Raw genomic sequence first — 18,438 nt, forward strand, 5'->3', positions numbered from 1 at the left:
AAATGACCCGGGGATATCAGACTTGGGTCATTTTCGCAAAATCAGGAGAGGAAGGCTCACTATGTATGCCTGAAGGTATAATTGTTAAGGCGTTAAGCGGTTATTATTATGTGAAACCGCTCCGCGAAGGATTAATTGCGACTGAAGAGCATTCTGTTCAATGCAGAGGCCGAGGAATTCTCAAGAAAAAAGGGATCGCTCCGCTAGTTGGAGATCGGGTTATTTATATACTTACTGAGCATGGAGAAGGAATGGTGGATGAACTTCTACCTAGAGAATCTGAACTGATTCGTCCACCTGTAGCGAATGTTAAGCTCGCAGTCCTTTTATTCTCCGTTCGAGAGCCCGATATGAACCTGAATCTGTTGGACAAGTTTCTAGTTCATATTGAGCATTCGGGTCTGGAACCCCTAATTGTTCTGACTAAACAGGATTTGGCGGATGATGATGGTGAAGCTACTCGTTATGTTAAAGAACTTTATGAGGATATCGGATATGAAGTGATGGTCACAAGTTCACTTACTGGTGCCGGAAGCGATGAGCTAAGACAACGGCTTACTGGTGGTATTAGCGTTTTTGCGGGTCAATCGGGGGTTGGTAAGTCCACCTTGTTGAATCGTATTGTTCCAGGGCTTAAACTGGAGACTGGAGAGATCAGTTTACGATTGGGACGTGGTCGCCATACGACCCGTCATGTGGAGCTGATGGATATTGGTGGTGGAGGTTTTGTTGCAGATACCCCAGGTTTTAGTCAGCTTGATTTCTTAGAGCTTGGTGTAGAAGAGCTGTCCACTTGTTTTCGTGAATTTGCTCAATATGCATCCGATTGTAAGTTCCGGGGCTGCAGTCATCAGCATGAACCAGGCTGCCGTGTAATAGAGGCTTGGAAAGCAGGGAAAATTGCGGATAGTCGCTATGATCATTACAAACTGTTTTTTAATGAAATGAAAGATAAAAAGCGGAGGTACTAACATCATGATACGAATAGCACCATCTTTATTGTCGGCGGATTTCGCGCGTTTAGGTCCAGAAGTAGCAGAGGCGGAAGCCAGTGGTGGAGATTGGATACATGTGGATGTAATGGACGGTCATTTTGTGCCGAATATCACATTGGGTCCACCTATTGTAAAAGCTGTATCGTTACATACCAAGCTGCCACTTGATGTTCACTTGATGATTGAGTCGCCAGAACGTTATATCCCTGATTTTGCTGCAGCAGGTGCAAGTGTGATCACCGTTCACGCTGAGGCATGCGTACATTTGCATCGTGTGGTTCATCAGATCAAGGAGCTGGGGCTGAAGGCAAGTGTAGCAATTAATCCGGGTACTCCGGCTTCAGCGGTGCGTGAGGTGCTGGAGGATGTGGATATGATTCTGGTGATGACCGTTAATCCAGGCTTTGGTGGTCAAGCATTCATTCCTAACACTTTGCGCAAAATCATTCAAATTCGAGAATGGGCGAATGAAGTGAATCCAGATTTATTGATCGAAGTAGATGGTGGAGTCTCGGAAGAGACAGCACCCTTAGTTGTGGCAGCTGGAGCCGATGTTTTGGTAGCGGGGAATGCAGTTTTTGGCCGGAGTGATCGTGCTGCGGCGATCCGCGGAATTCGAGAAGCAGCCGAATCTGCACTGCGTTAAAAAAATAGGCTATTGAGACTAGAGGTATAGGCCAAGTCCTCGGTGCATAAATATGGTTACATGAGCAGAAATCTCATGTAGCCTTTTTTGTTTTGGCAGGGAGGACTGCAGTTCGTTTCCGTTATTGACAAGAGGAAAGTCTCCTGCGTACGGCATGAATTGATGGGAGGGTAAATCATGAAATTTTACACGTTTAAGCTGCCAAGGTTTTTGGGAGGTTTTGTTAAAGCAATATTGAACACATTTCAGAAGAGTTAAGCCGCTAACAGAAAAGAAAACATGAAAAAAAGCACCTTACAAATGTAAAGGGTGCTTTTTGCTTCATATAAGTTATCGTTCGGTCTTAAAATTGCTAAAGACTAAACGCGTTCAACTTTACCGGCTTTCAAAGCACGGGTGCTGACGTACACGCGTTTTGGTTTACCGTTCACGAGGATACGGACCTTCTGAACGTTAACTCCCCAAGAACGACGGTTGCGGTTATTAGCGTGAGACACGTGGTTGCCGCTGCTCGGTTTCTTGCCTGTTACTGCACATTTGCGGGACATAGATTACACCTCCTTATTCCTAACACCTGCATAAACAATACTTATCTATAATATCACAGCAAATTTTGCTACGTCAACCGATTCAAAAACATTTATTTCTTTTAATACTTATAGTACAATGTAAATTAGTGCATTATGTCCTGTTAATCATAGAATGATTAGGCATGAAGTTAGGAAGGGGAATTCTCAATTGAGTAAGCGTTCTATAAACGGAACAGATTTTACCGCTATGGTATTGGCTGGAGCGGATAAGCTGCAACAGCATGCAGAACACGTCAATTCCCTAAATGTTTTTCCGGTCCCAGATGGAGATACCGGCACAAACATGAATTTGACGATGACCGCAGGTGCGAATGAATTAAAGAAAAATAACACCACTTCTGTGGGCCAATGTGCAGGTGTACTCTCCAAGGGCTTATTAATGGGAGCTCGTGGGAATTCCGGCGTTATTTTGTCCCAGTTATTCAGAGGGTTTAGCAGGTATGCGGCTCAACATGATGAGCTTAATACACAGCAGTTCGCTGCTGCGCTGCAAACCGGAGTGGACGCTGCGTATAAAGCAGTTGTAAAGCCCGTAGAGGGAACTATTCTTACTGTAGCTAAAGAGGCTGCAAGACATGCTGTTTATTATGCCCGCCGTACTACTGACGTTGTGGAGCTGATGACAGAGGTATTAGCCAAAGCAAAAGAAGCCTTAGCTTATACGCCTGAGCAATTGCCTGTATTGAAGCAAGTCGGTGTTGTAGATTCTGGCGGCCAAGGTTTGGTCTACATTTATGAAGGGTTTCACCAGCATCTGACGAATGGAAGTACTACCGGTCTGTCTGAATCTGTGCAAGGACAAACCCACACACCAGTTGCACCAGCGCCTAAACCCGTATTAACGAAACCTGAAAGTGAACTGTTTTCTGTACAGTCTTCTGCGCAGTCACAGCTATCTACTGAAGATATAGAATTTCTATATGATATGGAGTTTTTCATTAATCGCCAGTTAGGCGTTAACGTGAGAACCAATTTTGATGAGGAAGCTTTTAGGAAAGCGTTGTCAGTTAATGGCGACTCCATTATTGTTATTTCGGATGATGAGACGATTAAAGTGCATGTGCACTCTAAGGCTCCAGGTGAAGTGATGAACTTGGCTCTTCTTTATGGGGAGATCACGCAGATTCACATTCTTAATATGCGAGAGCAGCATCGTGACCTGCTGACTGCGGGCATGGATATTGCACCAATGCCTGATGTATTCGCTGATATGCCGAATGAGAAGAGCGCAGTGCAAATGTCTCCTGCTGAACCACCGGCCGATGATTTGGCGCCTTACGGCTTCATCGCGGTATCATCTGGCGCAGGTATTGCTGACATTTTCAAAAGCCTTGGAGTGGACGTAGTCCTAGCTGGCGGTCAGACAATGAATCCTAGCACTGAGGATTTCGTGAACGCGATTTCTTCCATATCTGCGAAGCATGTTTATATTTTGCCAAATAACTCGAACATTGTTCTTGCCGCTCAACAAGCTAAAGATCTTCTAGAGGGCGAACGTGAGATTACGGTGATTCCAAGTAAAAGTATTCCGCAGGGAATAGCAGCAGCTTTTGCGTTCCAAGAGGAAGATGCAGTGGAGACTAATTCTGAGAATATGCTGGAAGCAATCTCTCATGTGAAGTCCGGACAGGTGACGAACGCTGTGCGTGATACAAGCTTTGATGAGCTGGAGATTAAATCGGGCCAATTTATTGGGATTTCTAATTCCAAAATTGTTGCTGCTGCAGATGATCTTTTGGCTGCAAGTCAGGCGCTGTTATCCAATATGCTGGAGAATGGCGACGAAATCGTTACGATCCTTATTGGTGCAGAAACAGAATCCGAGGCTACTGATTCTTTGAGTGAGTGGCTGGAAGAGACTTATCCGAATGTGGAAGTTGAGATTCATGAGGGTGGCCAACCCCTGTATTATTATCTGTTCTCTGTAGAGCCATAGGTAGGAATTAATGGTTCTTTAACAATGGAGTAGAAATTTGTTATTGCGTAGTTGGCAAAATTATAGCTTGGGGGAGAAAATCCATGAATCGTACCATTATCGTCACCGACAGCACTTCAGATATCCCGCCAGCAATGGCGGAAACGTACGGAATTGAGGTAGTACCGTTGACCTTAATGTTCGGCGAAGAGGCTTTTAGGGACAATCTGGATATGACTCCGGAGCAGTTCTATGAGCGTCTTCCCCGTACCTCACAGCTGCCGACTACTTCTCAACCCTCACCGGTTGAATATATGAATGTGTACCGCAGTATTCTGGAGCGTAACCCGGGCTGTTCTATCCTTTCCTTTCATATTTCTTCTGGACTGAGCGGGACTTATCAATCTGCATTGCTGGCTAAATCGATGCTGGAGGAAGAGGGAGAAGGGATCACTGTTGTGGATTCTCTCTCCGCTTCTTATGGTTTTGGATTTATGGTAGTGGAAGCTGCCAGAATGTCTGCTGAAGGCAAAGGACCTGAAGAGATACTTGAGGCTGTAGAAAGCCTACGTCAATCGCGTAAGCTTTACTTCTTAGTAGATACACTTGAATATTTACAAAAAGGCGGGAGAATTGGAAAAGCCTCCGCTATTCTGGGGACACTTCTGAATATTAAGCCGATATTGTCCATTGATGCAGAAGGTATTATTTATGCGGTGGAGAAAGTTAGAGGCCGTAAGAAGGCTGTCGCCCGTATGATTGAACTGTTCAAGCGGGATCTGCAGGGTGTAAACAAAATCAATGTGGCCGTGGGTCATACGGCTGAACCGGCTTCCGGCGAAGAATTCTTGAATGAGCTTGCGGGACACTTCACCTTGGAAGAAAAAGTGCTGACGAACGTCGGCCCTGTCGTGGGCAGCCATGTCGGTAACGGTACATTAGCTGTGTTCATTTGGCCTGCAAAATGAGGGATAAATATGACACTGGCATTAAATCAAATTGAAGTAAAAAACATAACTGGCGTGAGTGCTCAAAAGCAAAGCGAGCTTCACGCCTTTGGCGTCTTTACAGTAAAGGATTTATTAGAGTATTATCCGTTCCGCTACGAGGATTATCGGCCCCGCTCGCTGAGTGAGACTAAACACGGGGATAAAGTGACCGTTGAGGCAAAAGTAATCGGTATCCCTGTACTGCAGCGTTTTGGCGGCAAGTCACGTCTTAGCTGTAAGATGGTTGCAGAGCCATGGATGTTCACAGCAACCTGGTTTAACCGCCATTATGTAAGAGAGCAACTCACTGTGGGACGGGAAATTGTGCTGACCGGGAAATGGGATCAGAAGCGCAATCAGATTACAGTGACTGATTATGAATTTCCGGATCGTGGTGAAGGGAAGACGGGAACACTGCAGCCAGTCTATTCGGTAGGTGGTAAGATCACTCAGTCCTGGATCAGGAAGGTTATTAATCAGGGACTTCAGCAGTATGGGGATCTGATTCCAGAGATTTTACCGCATTCTATTATGAGGGAATATGACTTCATGCCGCGTAAACGGGCCATTGCCACTATCCATAGGCCTGAGGACACTCGTGAGGGGCAGCAGGGGCGCCGTAGGATGGTATATGAGGAACTATTCCTGTTCCAGTTGAAGATGCAAGCGTTCAGGGTTCTGAACCGCGGGCGGATGGATGGGGTAGTCCACACAGTGGATAACGCGACGGTACGCCAGTTCGTGCGCAGTCTGCCCTTTGAGCTTACAGATGCACAGAAACGTGTAGAGCTGGAGATTTTACATGATCTGCGTTCACCATATTGCATGAATCGTCTGCTGCAAGGAGATGTTGGCTCGGGTAAAACAGTGCTTGCGGCTGTGGCGCTTTTTGCTACGGTAAGATCTGGTTTTCAGGGCGCACTAATGGTGCCCACAGAGATTTTAGCAGAACAGCATATGCGTTCACTTACCAGGATGTTTGAGCCGTTTGGGATTACTGTAGGACTCCTGACGGGCAGTGTGACTGGCCGAAAACGTAAAGAGTTATTGGCCTCGTTGCAAATGGGGATGCTTGATATCGTGGTAGGAACACATGCTTTGATTCAGGAGGATGTATTTTTCCGTGATCTGGGTCTTGTGGTAACTGATGAGCAGCATCGTTTTGGTGTGAATCAGCGTGGTGTATTGCGGCGAAAAGGATATAATCCGGATGTACTGACGATGACTGCGACGCCTATTCCACGTACACTTGCGATCTCTGTTTTTGGCGATATGGATGTATCTACTTTATCTGAAAGGCCGAAAGGCCGAGTTCCTATAACTAGTTATTGGGTAAAACATGATCTCATGGATCGTGTGCTGAATCTGATTAAGCGTGAAATTGATCTGGGTCGTCAGGCTTATTTGATCTGTCCGCTCATTGAAGAGTCAGAGAAGCTGGATGTGCAGAATGCTATTGATTTGCATATTCAGATGAGCCAAGCTTTCCCTAGCTATAAAGTTGGGCTTTTGCATGGGAAAATGACTCCCGCTGAAAAAGATGAAGTGATGCGGGCGTTTTATAACAATGAGCTGCAGCTGCTTGTGTCCACTACGGTGGTGGAGGTTGGTGTAGACGTTCCTAATGCTACATTGATGATCATTATGGATGCGGATCGTTTTGGTCTGTCACAGCTGCATCAGTTACGTGGACGGGTAGGAAGAGGGCAGCATGCCTCTTTTTGTGTGTTGGTAGCTGATCCAAAATCTGAAATCGGACGTGAGCGAATGACTGCCATGACCGATACGGATGACGGATTTGAGATTTCCCGAAGGGATTTGGAGCTGCGTGGACCGGGGGATTTTTTTGGGACAAAGCAGAGTGGATTACCGGAGTTTCGGCTGGCAGATATGACGGCTGACTTTGAAATTCTGGAGCAGGCGCGGGATGATGTCGCAGAGCTGCTTAAGGATGAAGCTTTTTGGACATCACCTGAATATGCATCTCTTCGGCATTATTTACAGAGTGAACAGATCTTCCAAGGAGAATTAATTGACTAACTAGGCACATGTAGCACCGAAGGCTCATATACTGTGAAAGATTGGATATGACGGGAGGTGCTACACTTGGGTTATCAACAATTCGGAATTAGCCCTCAGTTGGTGGATCGCATCAAGCTGAAGATGAAAAACTCGACTGTGAAGGATCGTATCAAAAGTATGATTGAGGGCATCTCGAAACAGGAGCTGCAGGATCCTGCGGTTGTTCGCAGATTGGTACGGAAAGCGTCAGGTGTATTGAACGAGAAACTGACCTCGACACAGGAAGAACAAATTGTAAAGTTTATCATCGCGCAGAAAATCGATCCGAACAACACCTTTCATTTAATCCGCTTGTGGGGAATGTTCCGTTAAGTAGCGGATTAAATGAAAAGTAGGGGTTGTCCATGGGTGTTTTTTTCATCGTATGAGACAGTCTGCAAGCAGCGATCCTCCTATTACTGGAGGATCGCTGCTTTGCGTTTTTGGCCGTAGTTACGGCATGCTGCAATATGTCTCTAATCCGGATAAACCGATGCCACCGAACATAGTCATTCGTCGTCCGGTAACGCCTAATCATAGTCAACCGCCGTCTGATGTCACTGAATCATAGCTCCGCTTATCCGATACCGCTGAATCACATTCAACCATCTTCGGACGCTACCGAATCATGGTCATCTGTCGTCCGATCCCGGCGAATCACATCCATCCATCGTCGATGCCCCCGAATTACATACCTCCATCGTCCGATACCACCGAATCATGTTCATCCACTGTCCGATACCGCCGAATCACATTTACCCATCGTCCGATCCCACCGAATCATGTACATCCGCTGAAGCTTTCGGACTCCAATGACGTTATTCGCAAATATATCGCCTTTGGAGCAAGTTTTCGGACCCCAGTGCAGCTATTCATAAGAAATAGGCTCGTAGTTGGCGTTTTTTGTGCCAATAGGGGCTATGCGGTCCGATGTCATCCAAAATTCGGGATAATTCCGCATTTAAGGTCCGCTGTGTCCGATACCACCGAATCATAGTCAACCGCCGTCTGATGCCACCGAATCATAGCTCTCCGCTTATCCGATACCGCTGAATCACTTTCATCCATCGTCCGATGTCACCGAATCACATTCATCCGCCGTCCGATGACGCCGAAATATGATCATCCGCTGAGGTATTCGGACTCCAATGACGTTATTCGCAAATATATCGCCTTTGGAGCAAGGTTTCGGACCCCAGTGCAGCTATTCATAAGAAATAGGCTCGTAGTTGGCGTTTTTTGTGCCAATAGGGGCTATGCGGTCCGATGTCATCCAAAATTCGGGATAATTCCGCATTTAAGGTCCGCTGTGTCCGATAGCTGTCTCATGCGCGTAAACGTCTTCGAATAATGCGAAATTTGAGTTCTCGCAAGAAGTTTGGGGTCTCGAACAAGAAGTTTGAGGCCTCGCTCAGAAAAATTGGTTGCGATCAAAGGCTAAATTCAAAAAGAAGGGAGCGCTCCAGCCATTTTCATGGCTTAAGGGCGCTCCCTTTTTTTATTCGTGTAAGCGTGTTTGTCTATGATCTTTAGTGGCTGATCTGAACACGATTTGGCTCTCTGAATCACACTGTAGAACGATTGCCCGAAGATGATCTTCTTCCATTCTGTTTGTCAGACAAAACAACGTGCTAACCTCTCCATCTTGCCCTGAACCTTCGGCAATCGCAGCTTCTCGGTTTAGAGAGGTTGCGATTGCTTGCTGAATGTCCAAACATCGGCTGCTGGTAATCCAAGCAGTGCGGGAGTGGGATAATCCCCGTAGTGAGATACGAACACCTTCGAAAGCCAGCAGGTAGGCAATAATAGAATACATTGCTTGCTCCCAACCGAACAATGTACCTGCAAAAAGCAGAATTGCACAGTTCAGGATCATAATGACGACTTCCGTTGATTTTGGAGGTCCGCCGCTCAGCAGAGAATACCCCTGGTCACTGGCTTGTTTATTTACACCGCCGAATCTCACAGATATTCCAATACCTACTCCAAGACAGATGCCTCCTGCCATTGCGGCAGGTAAAGGATCGCTAATCACAGCAGGAAAACGATGCAGCGCAAGAGACGCGATGGTTAGGCAGGTTAATCCCAAAACAGTGTAAAGAGCAAAGCGGAGATTTACTTGTTTTCGCGACATAAATATAAAGGGCAGATTGAATAGAAATAGAAACAATCCAAGCTGCATTTCAGTAGTATGAGCGAATAATGCGGATAAGCCTGTAATCCCGCCGACAACAAGGCCATGTGGCATTAAAAATAATTCCAATCCTACAGCAGCAAGCAATGCGCCGGCAATGACGGTAAGAACTCGGAAGGTAGAGCTTCTTTGTAGCTGTTGACGTTGATTTATTTTGTTCTGCATAGTTTTTCCTCCTTCAACAGGGGAAACGACCTTACTCATTTTCAGTGGCTATGGCAGATTTTTTGGATATTCGTGCATCATGTCGTTTCTCAAAGTTGAATACTTTATCCATTATTTATAAATCTATTTAGATTCCTTCGTCAGACAATGTCCAAGGAGAACAAGGATCAGCACGTAAATGGCTGCAAATGGTTGCAAGTGGCTGCGAATGGCTACAAATAGTGAAGAATAGCCAGCACTTCGCAATGCTTTACCCAAATTGGCCCATAATTATTGAAAATTCATCCCGCGGGGCTATGGGCAACCAATGTTGGATGAAGCATGAAGGCTGTGACCAACGCCACGTCCGGCCAGCAAGCCTGCAACAAAGTTGCCAATTAGCGTAACGATAACTGCTGCAAGGGAGTACCAGAGCGCCTCACCGCCTAAGGTGAGTGGATCTATGTCAGTCCGAAGCTGAAGCAGAAGATGACACTGAAGAAATCACGAAATGGGATCACAAGCTGTTCAATCGGTTTCACATGTTCGGTTTCAGCGAGGACAAGTCCACTAGTAGCGCGCCAATAACTTCTGTCTGTTAGATGAATGGTCTCGGTGAATCCAGCAATCAGGAATAGTGCTGCGAATATTACTAATGCAAAAAGCTCACCGGAAGAGATATTCAGGACACGTTTCAGCCAAAATACTTGCTTTCTTCCGGTGGAGGATGAGCAATGCGAGCATGTATACCAACCGGTAAATCCGCTTCTCTATAATTCATGAATCATAAGATTATTTATCAATCGAAGTTCTAAAATCCCTTCAGCAGACATTCATTTAGGGCAGAGGTGAACTTCGCTAGGGGAGTGATATTAGAAAATGAGAAGTGAATTTTAACAGGTACAGCCGAAGTCGAAGCAGGAATTTATAAATCACTGGGCGGAACAGTAAAGAAAGTACAGGGAGTATTGCAGCTACCGCAATAGACTTCGTTCCCCACTGTTCAGCTATTTTGATGGCTCCTACCTGAGGGGTTATTTGAGGTGCAATCCTTACGGGAGGTGTAAATTTTCGCTCGTAGCGTTCATTTTCGGATGTCGTTGATTCTTGCTCCGTAGTGAATGATCCTCCAGACCAGGCAGGTGGAAAAGAAAATATCATCCCCAGAATTAGGACTATACGAAGAAACCAAAGTAATGACAAACGCGCTATATATTGCACCGAAATAACACCTCCCAACTGCATGTAGTATAAAAAGCATACCATACCTTTTCCTTTGAATCCAAATTGTTTTGTGAAAAAAATTCATATATAGATGATGAAAACATGAAACCGAACGGGAAAAATGACGTATTTCGCAGCATAGATAACTTTTATTATCTTGTTTCAGTCAGGAGGGATAAATTTGAGCGAATGGCAGGATTTTAACGGTTTTGATGAGCGCAGCTTTTTCGGAAGTTTCATTCATGAGATGCCACTGTTTTTTAAATTATTTGCTTTGCTTTTTCTTGGCCTTTTTGTTTTTATAATTGTTAAATCAGTGAGAATCTGGATATCCAATAACGCAAGTCCTTTGATAAAAGCAAACTGCACAGCGGTCACCAAACGAACCGAGGTATGGGGGGGATCCGGTGAATCGAGAGCAAATACTAGCTATTTTGTTACGTTTGAGTTTGCCGATGGCTCTCGATTGGAGTTGCAGGTAAGAGATCAGGATTTTGGTCTGATTGTAGAGGGGGATCGAGGCGAACTCCTGTATCATGGGACCAGGTTTAAAAGCTTCAATCGCGATTTGAAGAAAGAACATCTAAATTTCTAAAAAAGTACATACCATTCAAGAATCACCATGCCTATTTTGGGTAAAACTCATATGAGAGGTTTTACCAGATCTCAATTCTGGAAGGAGGCTATGGTTTGAATTCAAATAATCCACAATCGCAAGGGCTGGTACCCTTCCATACACTGAGCGAGGAAGAAGTGCTGAATAGGCTGGAAACTCGGAAAGAGGGTTTATCTTCCGATGAAGCGACTAAACTTGTGGAGCGATATGGGAAGAACGTACTTCAAGAAGCGAAGACCAAATCGCTATTAGGAAAGTTTATCGAACAATTTAAAAATGTAATGATCTTTATTTTGCTAGTAGCAGCTGTATTGTCAGGAGTCTTGGGGGAATGGACGGATACGATCATTATTTTGCTTGTAGTCATTTTGAACGCGGTGCTTGGAGTTATTCAGGAAAATAAGGCTGAGCAAGCACTCGATGCGCTAAAAAGTATGTCCTCTCCACACGCCAGAGTAAGACGTTCCGGCCAGGTTACTGAGATAAAAAGTGAAGACCTTGTGCCCGGGGATATCGTATTGCTGGAAGCTGGAAATGTAGTTCCGGCGGATATAAGACTTTTGGAAGCCGCTTCGTTGAAGACGGAGGAAGCCGCGCTTACCGGAGAATCATTGCCCTCTGAAAAGCGGGCCGGTGTGCTTGAGGGTAGCGACATTGTAATCGGCGACCGCACCAATATGGCTTATATGAGCAGCAGTGTAACTTATGGCCGAGCAATTGGTGTAGTTACAGCTACAGGAATGCAGACGGAGGTCGGTAGAATTGCCGGTTATATCTCGGAAGAAGATACAGATGTAACACCGCTGCAAAAAAAGCTGGATGAGCTAGGTAAATATTTTACCTTTATTATTCTTGGCGTCTGCGTGATTATCTTTGCCGTTGGGATCTTCGAAGGAAGAGAGCTGCTGGATATGCTACTTACCTCGATCTCACTCGCGGTAGCGGCTATCCCGGAAGGGCTGCCAGCAATTGTTACGATCATTCTCGCGCTTGGTGTGCAGCGAATGGCGGGACGAAAAGCGATTATTCGCAAGCTTCCCGCCGTGGAGACACTTGGAAGTACAGAGATTATATGCTCCGATAAGACAGGTACTTTAACATTAAATAAAATGACTGTCGAAAAAGTGCATGTCAACGGAAAGACCACTGATTCCAGTGCAGGGCTTGAAGGGATTCCTGGTGGCGAGTTATTGCTTCAAGCTATGACGCTTTGTAATGACTCCAGTATTGACGAAGGAAAGACTCCTAGTGAACCTGAAGCAAAAGCTGGAGCTAAGGACCCACAAACCAAGAGCGGAAAAGCAATCATCGGCGATCCGACGGAGACTGCGTTAGTCGATTATGCGCTTAGTATAGGCACTGACAAAAGGGAGCTGGAAAAGAAATACCCACGTAAAAATGAGCTGCCTTTTGACTCCGATCGCAAGCTGATGACAACGGTTCATGAGGTCGAAGCTGGACGTTATCGTGTGCTGACAAAGGGTGCACCAGATGTACTTTTGTCCAAATGCAGCCATATCTATGTGGATGGAGAAATTGTAACTCTACAAGACGAACATAAGCGGAATATCATGGAAAGTAATAAATTACTTGCGAATGATGCACTTCGAGTGTTGGCATTTGCTTTCCGAGATGAGGAGCAGCTGCCGACCGATCTCTCACCAGATACCACGGAGAAAGAGTTAGTATTTATTGGTTTGGTCGGTATGATTGACCCGCCGCGTGAGGAAGTACGGGATGCGGTAGCTATCTGCCGTAAAGCGGGAATTAGACCTGTAATGATTACAGGCGATCATCGTGATACAGCAGCGGCTATTGCCAAAAGATTAGGGATTATTGAAGATGAATCAGGTGTATTAACGGGTAGTGAGCTGGATAAATTTTGCGAAGAGGAATTTGCGGAGAAGGTTACCGATTATTCGGTTTATGCACGCGTCTCTCCTGAACACAAGGTTCGTATCGTTAAGGCTTGGCGACAAAAAGGAAAAATTGTGGCTATGACCGGAGATGGTGTAAATGATGCTCCTGCACTTAAATCATCCGATATCGGCGTGGGCATGGGAATAACCGGAACGGATGTTGCCAAGGGTGTATCAGATATGGTGCTTGCCGACGATAACTTTACGACTATAGTTGTTGCCGTAGAAGAAGGACGGAAGGTTTACAGCAATATCCGCAAGGCTATCCAGTTCCTTCTCTCCGCTAATCTTGGGGAAGTGCTGACATTATTTATTGCCACTATGATTGGCTGGCGTATTCTAGAGCCGATCCATATTCTGTGGATTAATCTCGTTACGGATACCTTACCTGCACTTGCCCTCGGACTTGAGAAAGCCGGCGAGGATGTAATGGCGAAGAAGCCGCGTAAAGCAAGCAGTAGCATCTTTGCGGGCGGCGTGGGGATCGGGATTATATATCAAGGGATTATAGAAGCGGCGCTTACGTTGATCGTGTATCAATGGGCGCATACGCATTACAATGAAGGTATTGCGGTTACAATGGCCTTTGGTACATTAGGATTACTGCAAATCGCTCATGCTTTTAACGTCAGATCCAATAAAAAATCGCTATTCCAGATCGGTTGGTTCAGCAATCGCTATATGTTATGGGCTTCGCTGATCTCTATACTAATGCTTGTGCTTGTGATCATCATCCCGGGCTTAAACGACTGGTTTGGTGTTTCACATTTAAGTGGATTACAGTGGGGAATAGTATGTGCAGCGGCCGTAGCGATTATTGTTATAGTTGAACTTGTAAAGCTGTTTGTCCGGATGAGCGGAAGGGGCAAGAGCTGGGATTAAGAAACTGGATAAAAGTTATAGTCAAAAAGCCTGAACCCCATCAATAGGGATTCAGGCTTTTTGAATGATTTCTTTTAAAGTATGGGAAGCTTATAAAACACGTTGCATATGGAGGATTACATTACTCCAATAACCTGAGTCGAGGTCACTGATCTGAACTCCGGGTTCACCCCAGGTGTGGATAAACTTTCCGTCTCCAATGTAGATACCGACATGACCAGGTATAGCATCACTTTCAAATCGACCGGGAACGGTAAAGAAGATAAGATCTCCTACATCCAGTTCGCTTCGACTTACACGGGTACCTAAATTGTCCTGATCTTTAGCTAAACGAGGTAAGCTGACTCCGAATTTTTTGAATACATGCCTTGTAAAAGAAGAGCAATCAAATTTTTTGGTTTCTTCATAAGATCCAGCGCCAAAGTCGTAGGGAACACTCAAGAAATTTTTGGCAAAAGAGATTAACTCCTTTTTATCCGCTTCAGAAATACTTTGAATGCGTAAAGATTTAGATTCACTCGTGGATTCGACCGTCGATAATTTTTCTATAGTCTTACGTTCGGACGGTGTAGCAATGTTTATCTCACCCGACTGGGGATTCCAGCCTACTTCTGTTTGCAAAAATTTGGACAAGGCTAAAGGGGTGATATAGATTTGCCCTTCTTGCCGTCTAGGGGCTTGTGGCAGTGTGATTTTTTCCCCAAGTGAGAATACCTGTGGAGAGCCAGGGCGCAGCATATACATAACATCGCTATAACCGATTTTAGTGTATCCATCACTAGAACCATCATCCTTCATCCGATATCCGAGCGAAGTAACCGCAGGCTTGAGTGGAATCCAGTACTTTCCCTGAGCGTCAGTAATTGCAGATTGTTCATAATAACTGGAGGCATTTTTACCATCAGGAGTTAGCGCGTTAACCTTAGGTTTTTGCGATTGAGAAGAATAACCGCAGGATGAACTCGTTAAAGCGACAGCAAGCAATACAGTAGCGGTGGTTAGTAGTCTTTTGTGATTATTAGCCATTTAACACGCTCCATCTTCAAACTGTAAATTAAGTTTGTGCAGGGGGATTTTTTTTATGTAAAAGAAACGAAGGCAATCGCTGTAAGAGACAACCAAGCATTACCTCTTTTGATGTCATATATTCTTCAGAATTTGAAATCTATGGAAATATGATAAGTGATTGACGGATAAACAACCTCCATATAATATAGGTTTAATAGATTTCTATCATTAATGTGAGGTACGTGTAAGCTTATGCTTTAATGCTTTTATCGATAAAAGTGATAATGCTGAGTCGCTCACCTTGATGTATGCGTTAATAAACTAATGAAATGGGGTACTTTGATGAAAAAGAGAAACATTTTGGCGGGATTAAGCTTATGCTTCATGCTCGTAGCAGCTGGTTGTGGCAACAATAACACCGCTGAAAACTCAGGAAATGCAGCGAATTCCGGTAATTCCCCTACGAATGCAGGAGCAGCAGATTCAAAAACGTACAAAATTGCGATCTCGCAATATGTGGAGCACCCCTCACTCGATGCTACACGCGAAGGAATTCTCGCTGCTTTGAAGGATGCGGGAATCGTTGAAGGCGAGAACCTGAAGGTTGACCTTGAAAATGCTCAGGCTGACCAAGCGAATAACTTGTCCATTGCTCAAAAGATTGCCGCTGACTCAAATGATTTGGTATTAGCAATTGCAACGCCTTCCGCTCAATCAATTGTTCAAGCACTCAGCAAAGCAAGTAAGGATACACCGATTTTGTTCGCAGCAGTAACTGACCCACTCGACGCAAAGATTGTCACGGATCTGGAGCATCCAGGTGGAAATGTATCAGGTGTATCGGACACCAATCCCGAAGCGATTAACAGATTAATGCAATTTATAGCTACCCAATTTCCTAACGTGAAAAAGCTGGGCATCGTTATTAATGAAGGTGAACCCAATGCAGTAATTATGGCTGAGATTGCTAAAAAAGAATTGGATAAGCATGGAATCGAGCTAGTGAAGGCTGCCATCACGAATACCTCTGAAGTCAAACAAGCTGCGGAATCACTTGTGGGTCGTGTAGATGCATTCTACATTACTTTGGATAACACAGTCGTAAGTGCAGTGGATACCATTATTCAAACGGCTAATGACAAGAAAATCCCGTTCTTCTCCAGTGACCGTGATACGGTTGAAAAGGGCGCTTTTGCCACCGTTGGTTTTAAATATTTCGATCATGGTTATCAAGTGGGTCAAATGGCCGTGGATATCTTGAAAAATGGTAAAAAGCCAGCTGATATGAAAGTAACCATGCAAGAAAAACTTGATCTCATTCTTAACCTGAAATCTGCAGCAGCACAAGGCATAGAAGTGACTGATGCAATGAAGGCAGAAGTTGCCGATCAAGCTACCAATATTATTCAATAAGCCATTATATAGGGGCGATTTCGTGAGAACGCCCCTTTCCGCTCGAAGGAGGAAGTCATCTATGTTAAATTCGATGCTCGGGGCCGTTGAAATGGGTTTGCTTTACGCATTTATGGCTTTAGGTGTATACATTACCTTTCGTATTCTTGATTTCCCTGATTTGACTGTAGATGGGAGCTTTACCACTGGTGGCGCCATTGCCGCTGTTATGATTACTAACGGTTATGCACCATGGCTTGCTACCTTGGCCGCTATTGCTGGTGGAATGCTGGCAGGAATGTGCACGGGCCTATTACATACGAAAGGCAAGATTAATGGACTGTTATCCGGTATTTTGATGATGATTGCACTTTATTCCATTAATCTGCGGATATTTGGTGGCAAACCCAACTGGTCTTTAATGGGCGACACTACCTTGTTCACTTCCATTGATCCTCTGCTCGTACTGCCGTTTGTAGTTATTTTTGTGAAAATAGTAATGGATTTATTCCTGCGTACGGATCTTGGACTTGCGCTGCGGGCTACCGGAGATAATGCAAGAATGATCCGTAGTCTGGGTGTAAACACGGATAATACCACTATTCTTGGTGTCAGTTTATCCAATGGAATGGTGGCGCTCTCGGGAGCGTTAATTACTCAGTATTCTACTTTTGCGGATTCCTCGATGGGTATTGGGATGATTGTAATCGGTTTAGCTTCGGTCATCATCGGTGAAGCCATATTTGGTGCCAAAAATGTATTTCGGGCCACATTGGCTGTTGTGCTCGGATCCATAGTTTACCGGATCGTAGTTGCACTTGCCTTGCGGGTACCGTGGCTGAAAGCTTCGGATCTTAAGCTGATCACAGCAATTATCGTTATTTTCGCTCTTGTATTCCCGTCGATTCAGCGTTTCCTGAAGCAGAAGAATATGGCGCGGAGGCGTTCCGTTGAATTAGCTGAGCAAGCGCTAAGCAGCAAGAGAGGAGGCACCATCGATGCTTAAACTGGAGAACGTATCTAAGCTGTTCAATCCCGGAACACCAGATGAGAAAATAGCGCTGCTCGGCATTGACTTGGAGCTTCTTCCCGGTGATTTTGTCACCATCATTGGAAGTAATGGAGCTGGTAAATCTACGTTGATGAACATTATTTCCGGTGTCATGAAGCCGGATCTGGGTACAGCCAGCATTGAAGGAAATTCAATCAGCCATTTGGCGGAATTTCAACGGAGTCGCTGGATCGGCCGGGTCTTTCAGGACCCAATGGCGGGTACGGCTCCACATATGACGATTGAAGAAAATTTAGCTATGGCTTATAAAAGAGGCAAAAGCAGAGGGTTAACCTTTGGAGTAAATAAAGCAAAAAGAGCTTTATTTCGCGACGAGCTAAGCCGTCTGGGGATTGGGCTGGAGGATCGCCTGCGGGCAAAAGTAGGGTTGTTGTCAGGTGGAGAGAGACAAGCGCTAAGTCTGCTAATGGCGACATTTACTCAACCGCAAATTTTGCTTTTAGATGAACATACAGCAGCCCTTGACCCTTCTCGTGCGGAGCTGATTACTAAACTGACAGAGTCCATTGTCCGTGAGATGAAGTTAACCACCCTAATGGTTACCCATAACATGGAGCAGGCCATTCGTCTTGGCAATCGTCTAATCATGATGGATAAGGGCCGTATTATTTTGGATATCGACGAGGTTCGTAAAAAAGATCTTACCGTAGAACGGCTGCTCGGAGAATTCGAGACAATCAGCGGACATAAATTGGCAGATGACCGAATGATGCTTGGTTAGTCTGTTGTAGGTGTGAAGGTAGCTCAATATAAGGGCTTGAAGTGAACTCTGATTCTGGATTTCATTTCGA

At 45.0% G+C, this 18,438-nt stretch carries 16 protein-coding genes and 1 pseudogene; 13 read left to right on the forward strand and 4 right to left on the reverse strand.

The features are described from left to right. Window positions 1-65: 65 nt before the first annotated feature. The 3 genes from rsgA to spoVM all read left to right on the forward strand — a co-directional run bounded on the left by rsgA (window position 66) and on the right by spoVM (window position 1,899). Window positions 66-971, forward strand: a complete 906-nt coding sequence (gene rsgA, locus PODO_RS12070) for a ribosome small subunit-dependent GTPase A (protein ID WP_036686201.1) — start codon at window positions 66-68, stop codon at window positions 969-971. A 4-nt stretch (window positions 972-975) separates the two neighbouring features. Further along, a complete protein-coding gene (gene rpe, locus PODO_RS12075; RefSeq protein WP_036686202.1) occupies window positions 976-1,641 on the forward strand; it encodes a ribulose-phosphate 3-epimerase in 666 nt (221 codons plus the stop codon). A gap of 177 nt (window positions 1,642-1,818) precedes the next feature. Beyond that, complete coding sequence (spoVM, locus tag PODO_RS12080; protein WP_020431362.1) at window positions 1,819-1,899, forward strand: stage V sporulation protein SpoVM; 81 nt, start codon at window positions 1,819-1,821, stop codon at window positions 1,897-1,899. A gap of 101 nt (window positions 1,900-2,000) precedes the next feature. Here the strand turns inward: spoVM and rpmB are convergent, their stop codons facing one another. Further along, window positions 2,001-2,189: a 50S ribosomal protein L28 gene (gene rpmB / locus PODO_RS12085; protein WP_036686205.1), complete on the reverse strand. Its 189-nt coding sequence runs from the start codon at window positions 2,187-2,189 to the stop codon at window positions 2,001-2,003. A 190-nt stretch (window positions 2,190-2,379) separates the two neighbouring features. Between rpmB and PODO_RS12090 the strand changes: the two genes are divergently transcribed. From PODO_RS12090 to PODO_RS31075, 5 genes are all read left to right on the forward strand, one after another. Beyond that, on the forward strand, window positions 2,380-4,167 hold the full coding sequence (locus tag PODO_RS12090; protein WP_038570325.1) for a DAK2 domain-containing protein: 1,788 nt from the start codon (window positions 2,380-2,382) through the stop codon (window positions 4,165-4,167). A gap of 83 nt (window positions 4,168-4,250) precedes the next feature. Beyond that, a complete protein-coding gene (locus PODO_RS12095) occupies window positions 4,251-5,114 on the forward strand; it encodes a DegV family protein (RefSeq protein WP_036686209.1) in 864 nt (287 codons plus the stop codon). A gap of 9 nt (window positions 5,115-5,123) precedes the next feature. Then, window positions 5,124-7,175: an ATP-dependent DNA helicase RecG gene (recG, locus tag PODO_RS12100; protein WP_036686210.1), complete on the forward strand. Its 2,052-nt coding sequence runs from the start codon at window positions 5,124-5,126 to the stop codon at window positions 7,173-7,175. Window positions 7,176-7,241: 66 nt separating this feature from the next. Then, window positions 7,242-7,529, forward strand: coding sequence for a stage VI sporulation protein F (locus tag PODO_RS12105; RefSeq protein WP_036686212.1), 288 nt, complete (start codon window positions 7,242-7,244; stop codon window positions 7,527-7,529). A gap of 52 nt (window positions 7,530-7,581) precedes the next feature. Further along, the gene (locus tag PODO_RS31075) at window positions 7,582-7,767 is read left to right on the forward strand and encodes a hypothetical protein (RefSeq protein ID WP_141118525.1); all 186 of its coding nucleotides are present in this window, start codon (window positions 7,582-7,584) and stop codon (window positions 7,765-7,767) included. Window positions 7,768-8,694: 927 nt separating this feature from the next. Here the strand turns inward: PODO_RS31075 and PODO_RS12110 are convergent. Further along, complete coding sequence (locus PODO_RS12110; RefSeq protein ID WP_051491444.1) at window positions 8,695-9,555, reverse strand: YitT family protein; 861 nt, start codon at window positions 9,553-9,555, stop codon at window positions 8,695-8,697. A 126-nt stretch (window positions 9,556-9,681) separates the two neighbouring features. Then, a pseudogene (locus PODO_RS32310) lies at window positions 9,682-10,253 on the reverse strand (cation:proton antiporter domain-containing protein); the annotation flags it as partial. Window positions 10,254-10,939: 686 nt separating this feature from the next. On the opposite strand from PODO_RS32310, the gene PODO_RS12120 reads away from it, so the two are divergent. Together PODO_RS12120 and PODO_RS12125 are read left to right on the forward strand one after the other, a co-directional pair. After that, window positions 10,940-11,353 (forward strand): DUF2500 domain-containing protein, encoded by a 414-nt coding sequence (locus tag PODO_RS12120; protein WP_244886473.1) that lies wholly within the window; start codon window positions 10,940-10,942, stop codon window positions 11,351-11,353. Window positions 11,354-11,478: 125 nt separating this feature from the next. Continuing rightward, window positions 11,479-14,175, forward strand: a complete 2,697-nt coding sequence (locus PODO_RS12125) for a cation-translocating P-type ATPase (protein ID WP_038574394.1) — start codon at window positions 11,479-11,481, stop codon at window positions 14,173-14,175. 90 nt (window positions 14,176-14,265) lie between these two features. Here PODO_RS12125 and PODO_RS12130 read toward each other — a convergent pair whose 3' ends face one another. Continuing rightward, window positions 14,266-15,201, reverse strand: coding sequence for a C40 family peptidase (locus PODO_RS12130; protein WP_038570331.1), 936 nt, complete (start codon window positions 15,199-15,201; stop codon window positions 14,266-14,268). A 324-nt stretch (window positions 15,202-15,525) separates the two neighbouring features. Between PODO_RS12130 and PODO_RS12135 the strand changes: the two genes are divergently transcribed. The 3 genes from PODO_RS12135 to PODO_RS12145 all read left to right on the forward strand — a co-directional run bounded on the left by PODO_RS12135 (window position 15,526) and on the right by PODO_RS12145 (window position 18,368). Then, the gene (locus tag PODO_RS12135) at window positions 15,526-16,596 is read left to right on the forward strand and encodes an ABC transporter substrate-binding protein (RefSeq protein WP_038570335.1); all 1,071 of its coding nucleotides are present in this window, start codon (window positions 15,526-15,528) and stop codon (window positions 16,594-16,596) included. A gap of 61 nt (window positions 16,597-16,657) precedes the next feature. Next, window positions 16,658-17,581 carry an ABC transporter permease gene (locus PODO_RS12140; RefSeq protein ID WP_036686219.1) on the forward strand — a complete coding sequence of 308 codons (924 nt, stop codon included), beginning with the start codon at window positions 16,658-16,660 and terminating at the stop codon, window positions 17,579-17,581. Continuing rightward, window positions 17,574-18,368 (forward strand): ABC transporter ATP-binding protein, encoded by a 795-nt coding sequence (locus PODO_RS12145; protein WP_036686220.1) that lies wholly within the window; start codon window positions 17,574-17,576, stop codon window positions 18,366-18,368. Before PODO_RS12140 ends, PODO_RS12145 begins: the two co-directional genes overlap by 8 nt. Window positions 18,369-18,438: the final 70 nt, after the last annotated feature.

Source organism: Paenibacillus odorifer (assembly GCF_000758725.1).
In the GTDB taxonomy this organism is placed as follows: Bacteria; Bacillota; Bacilli; order Paenibacillales; family Paenibacillaceae; genus Paenibacillus_AQ; species Paenibacillus_AQ odorifer.

Bases quoted from the DNA above. Each gene is read 5' to 3' on its own strand.
- rsgA (WP_036686201.1), top strand. From the start codon at position 66: ATGCCTGAAGGTATAATTGTTAAGGCGTTAAGCGGTTATTATTATGTG.
- rpe (WP_036686202.1), top strand. From the start codon at position 976: ATGATACGAATAGCACCATCTTTATTGTCGGCGGATTTCGCGCGTTTA.
- spoVM (WP_020431362.1), top strand. From the start codon at position 1,819: ATGAAATTTTACACGTTTAAGCTGCCAAGGTTTTTGGGAGGTTTTGTT.
- rpmB (WP_036686205.1), bottom strand. From the start codon at position 2,189: ATGTCCCGCAAATGTGCAGTAACAGGCAAGAAACCGAGCAGCGGCAAC.
- PODO_RS12095 (WP_036686209.1), top strand. From the start codon at position 4,251: ATGAATCGTACCATTATCGTCACCGACAGCACTTCAGATATCCCGCCA.
- recG (WP_036686210.1), top strand. From the start codon at position 5,124: ATGACACTGGCATTAAATCAAATTGAAGTAAAAAACATAACTGGCGTG.
- PODO_RS31075 (WP_141118525.1), top strand. From the start codon at position 7,582: ATGAGACAGTCTGCAAGCAGCGATCCTCCTATTACTGGAGGATCGCTG.
- PODO_RS12110 (WP_051491444.1), bottom strand. From the start codon at position 9,555: ATGCAGAACAAAATAAATCAACGTCAACAGCTACAAAGAAGCTCTACC.
- PODO_RS12130 (WP_038570331.1), bottom strand. From the start codon at position 15,201: ATGGCTAATAATCACAAAAGACTACTAACCACCGCTACTGTATTGCTT.
- PODO_RS12135 (WP_038570335.1), top strand. From the start codon at position 15,526: ATGAAAAAGAGAAACATTTTGGCGGGATTAAGCTTATGCTTCATGCTC.
- PODO_RS12140 (WP_036686219.1), top strand. From the start codon at position 16,658: ATGTTAAATTCGATGCTCGGGGCCGTTGAAATGGGTTTGCTTTACGCA.
- PODO_RS12145 (WP_036686220.1), top strand. From the start codon at position 17,574: ATGCTTAAACTGGAGAACGTATCTAAGCTGTTCAATCCCGGAACACCA.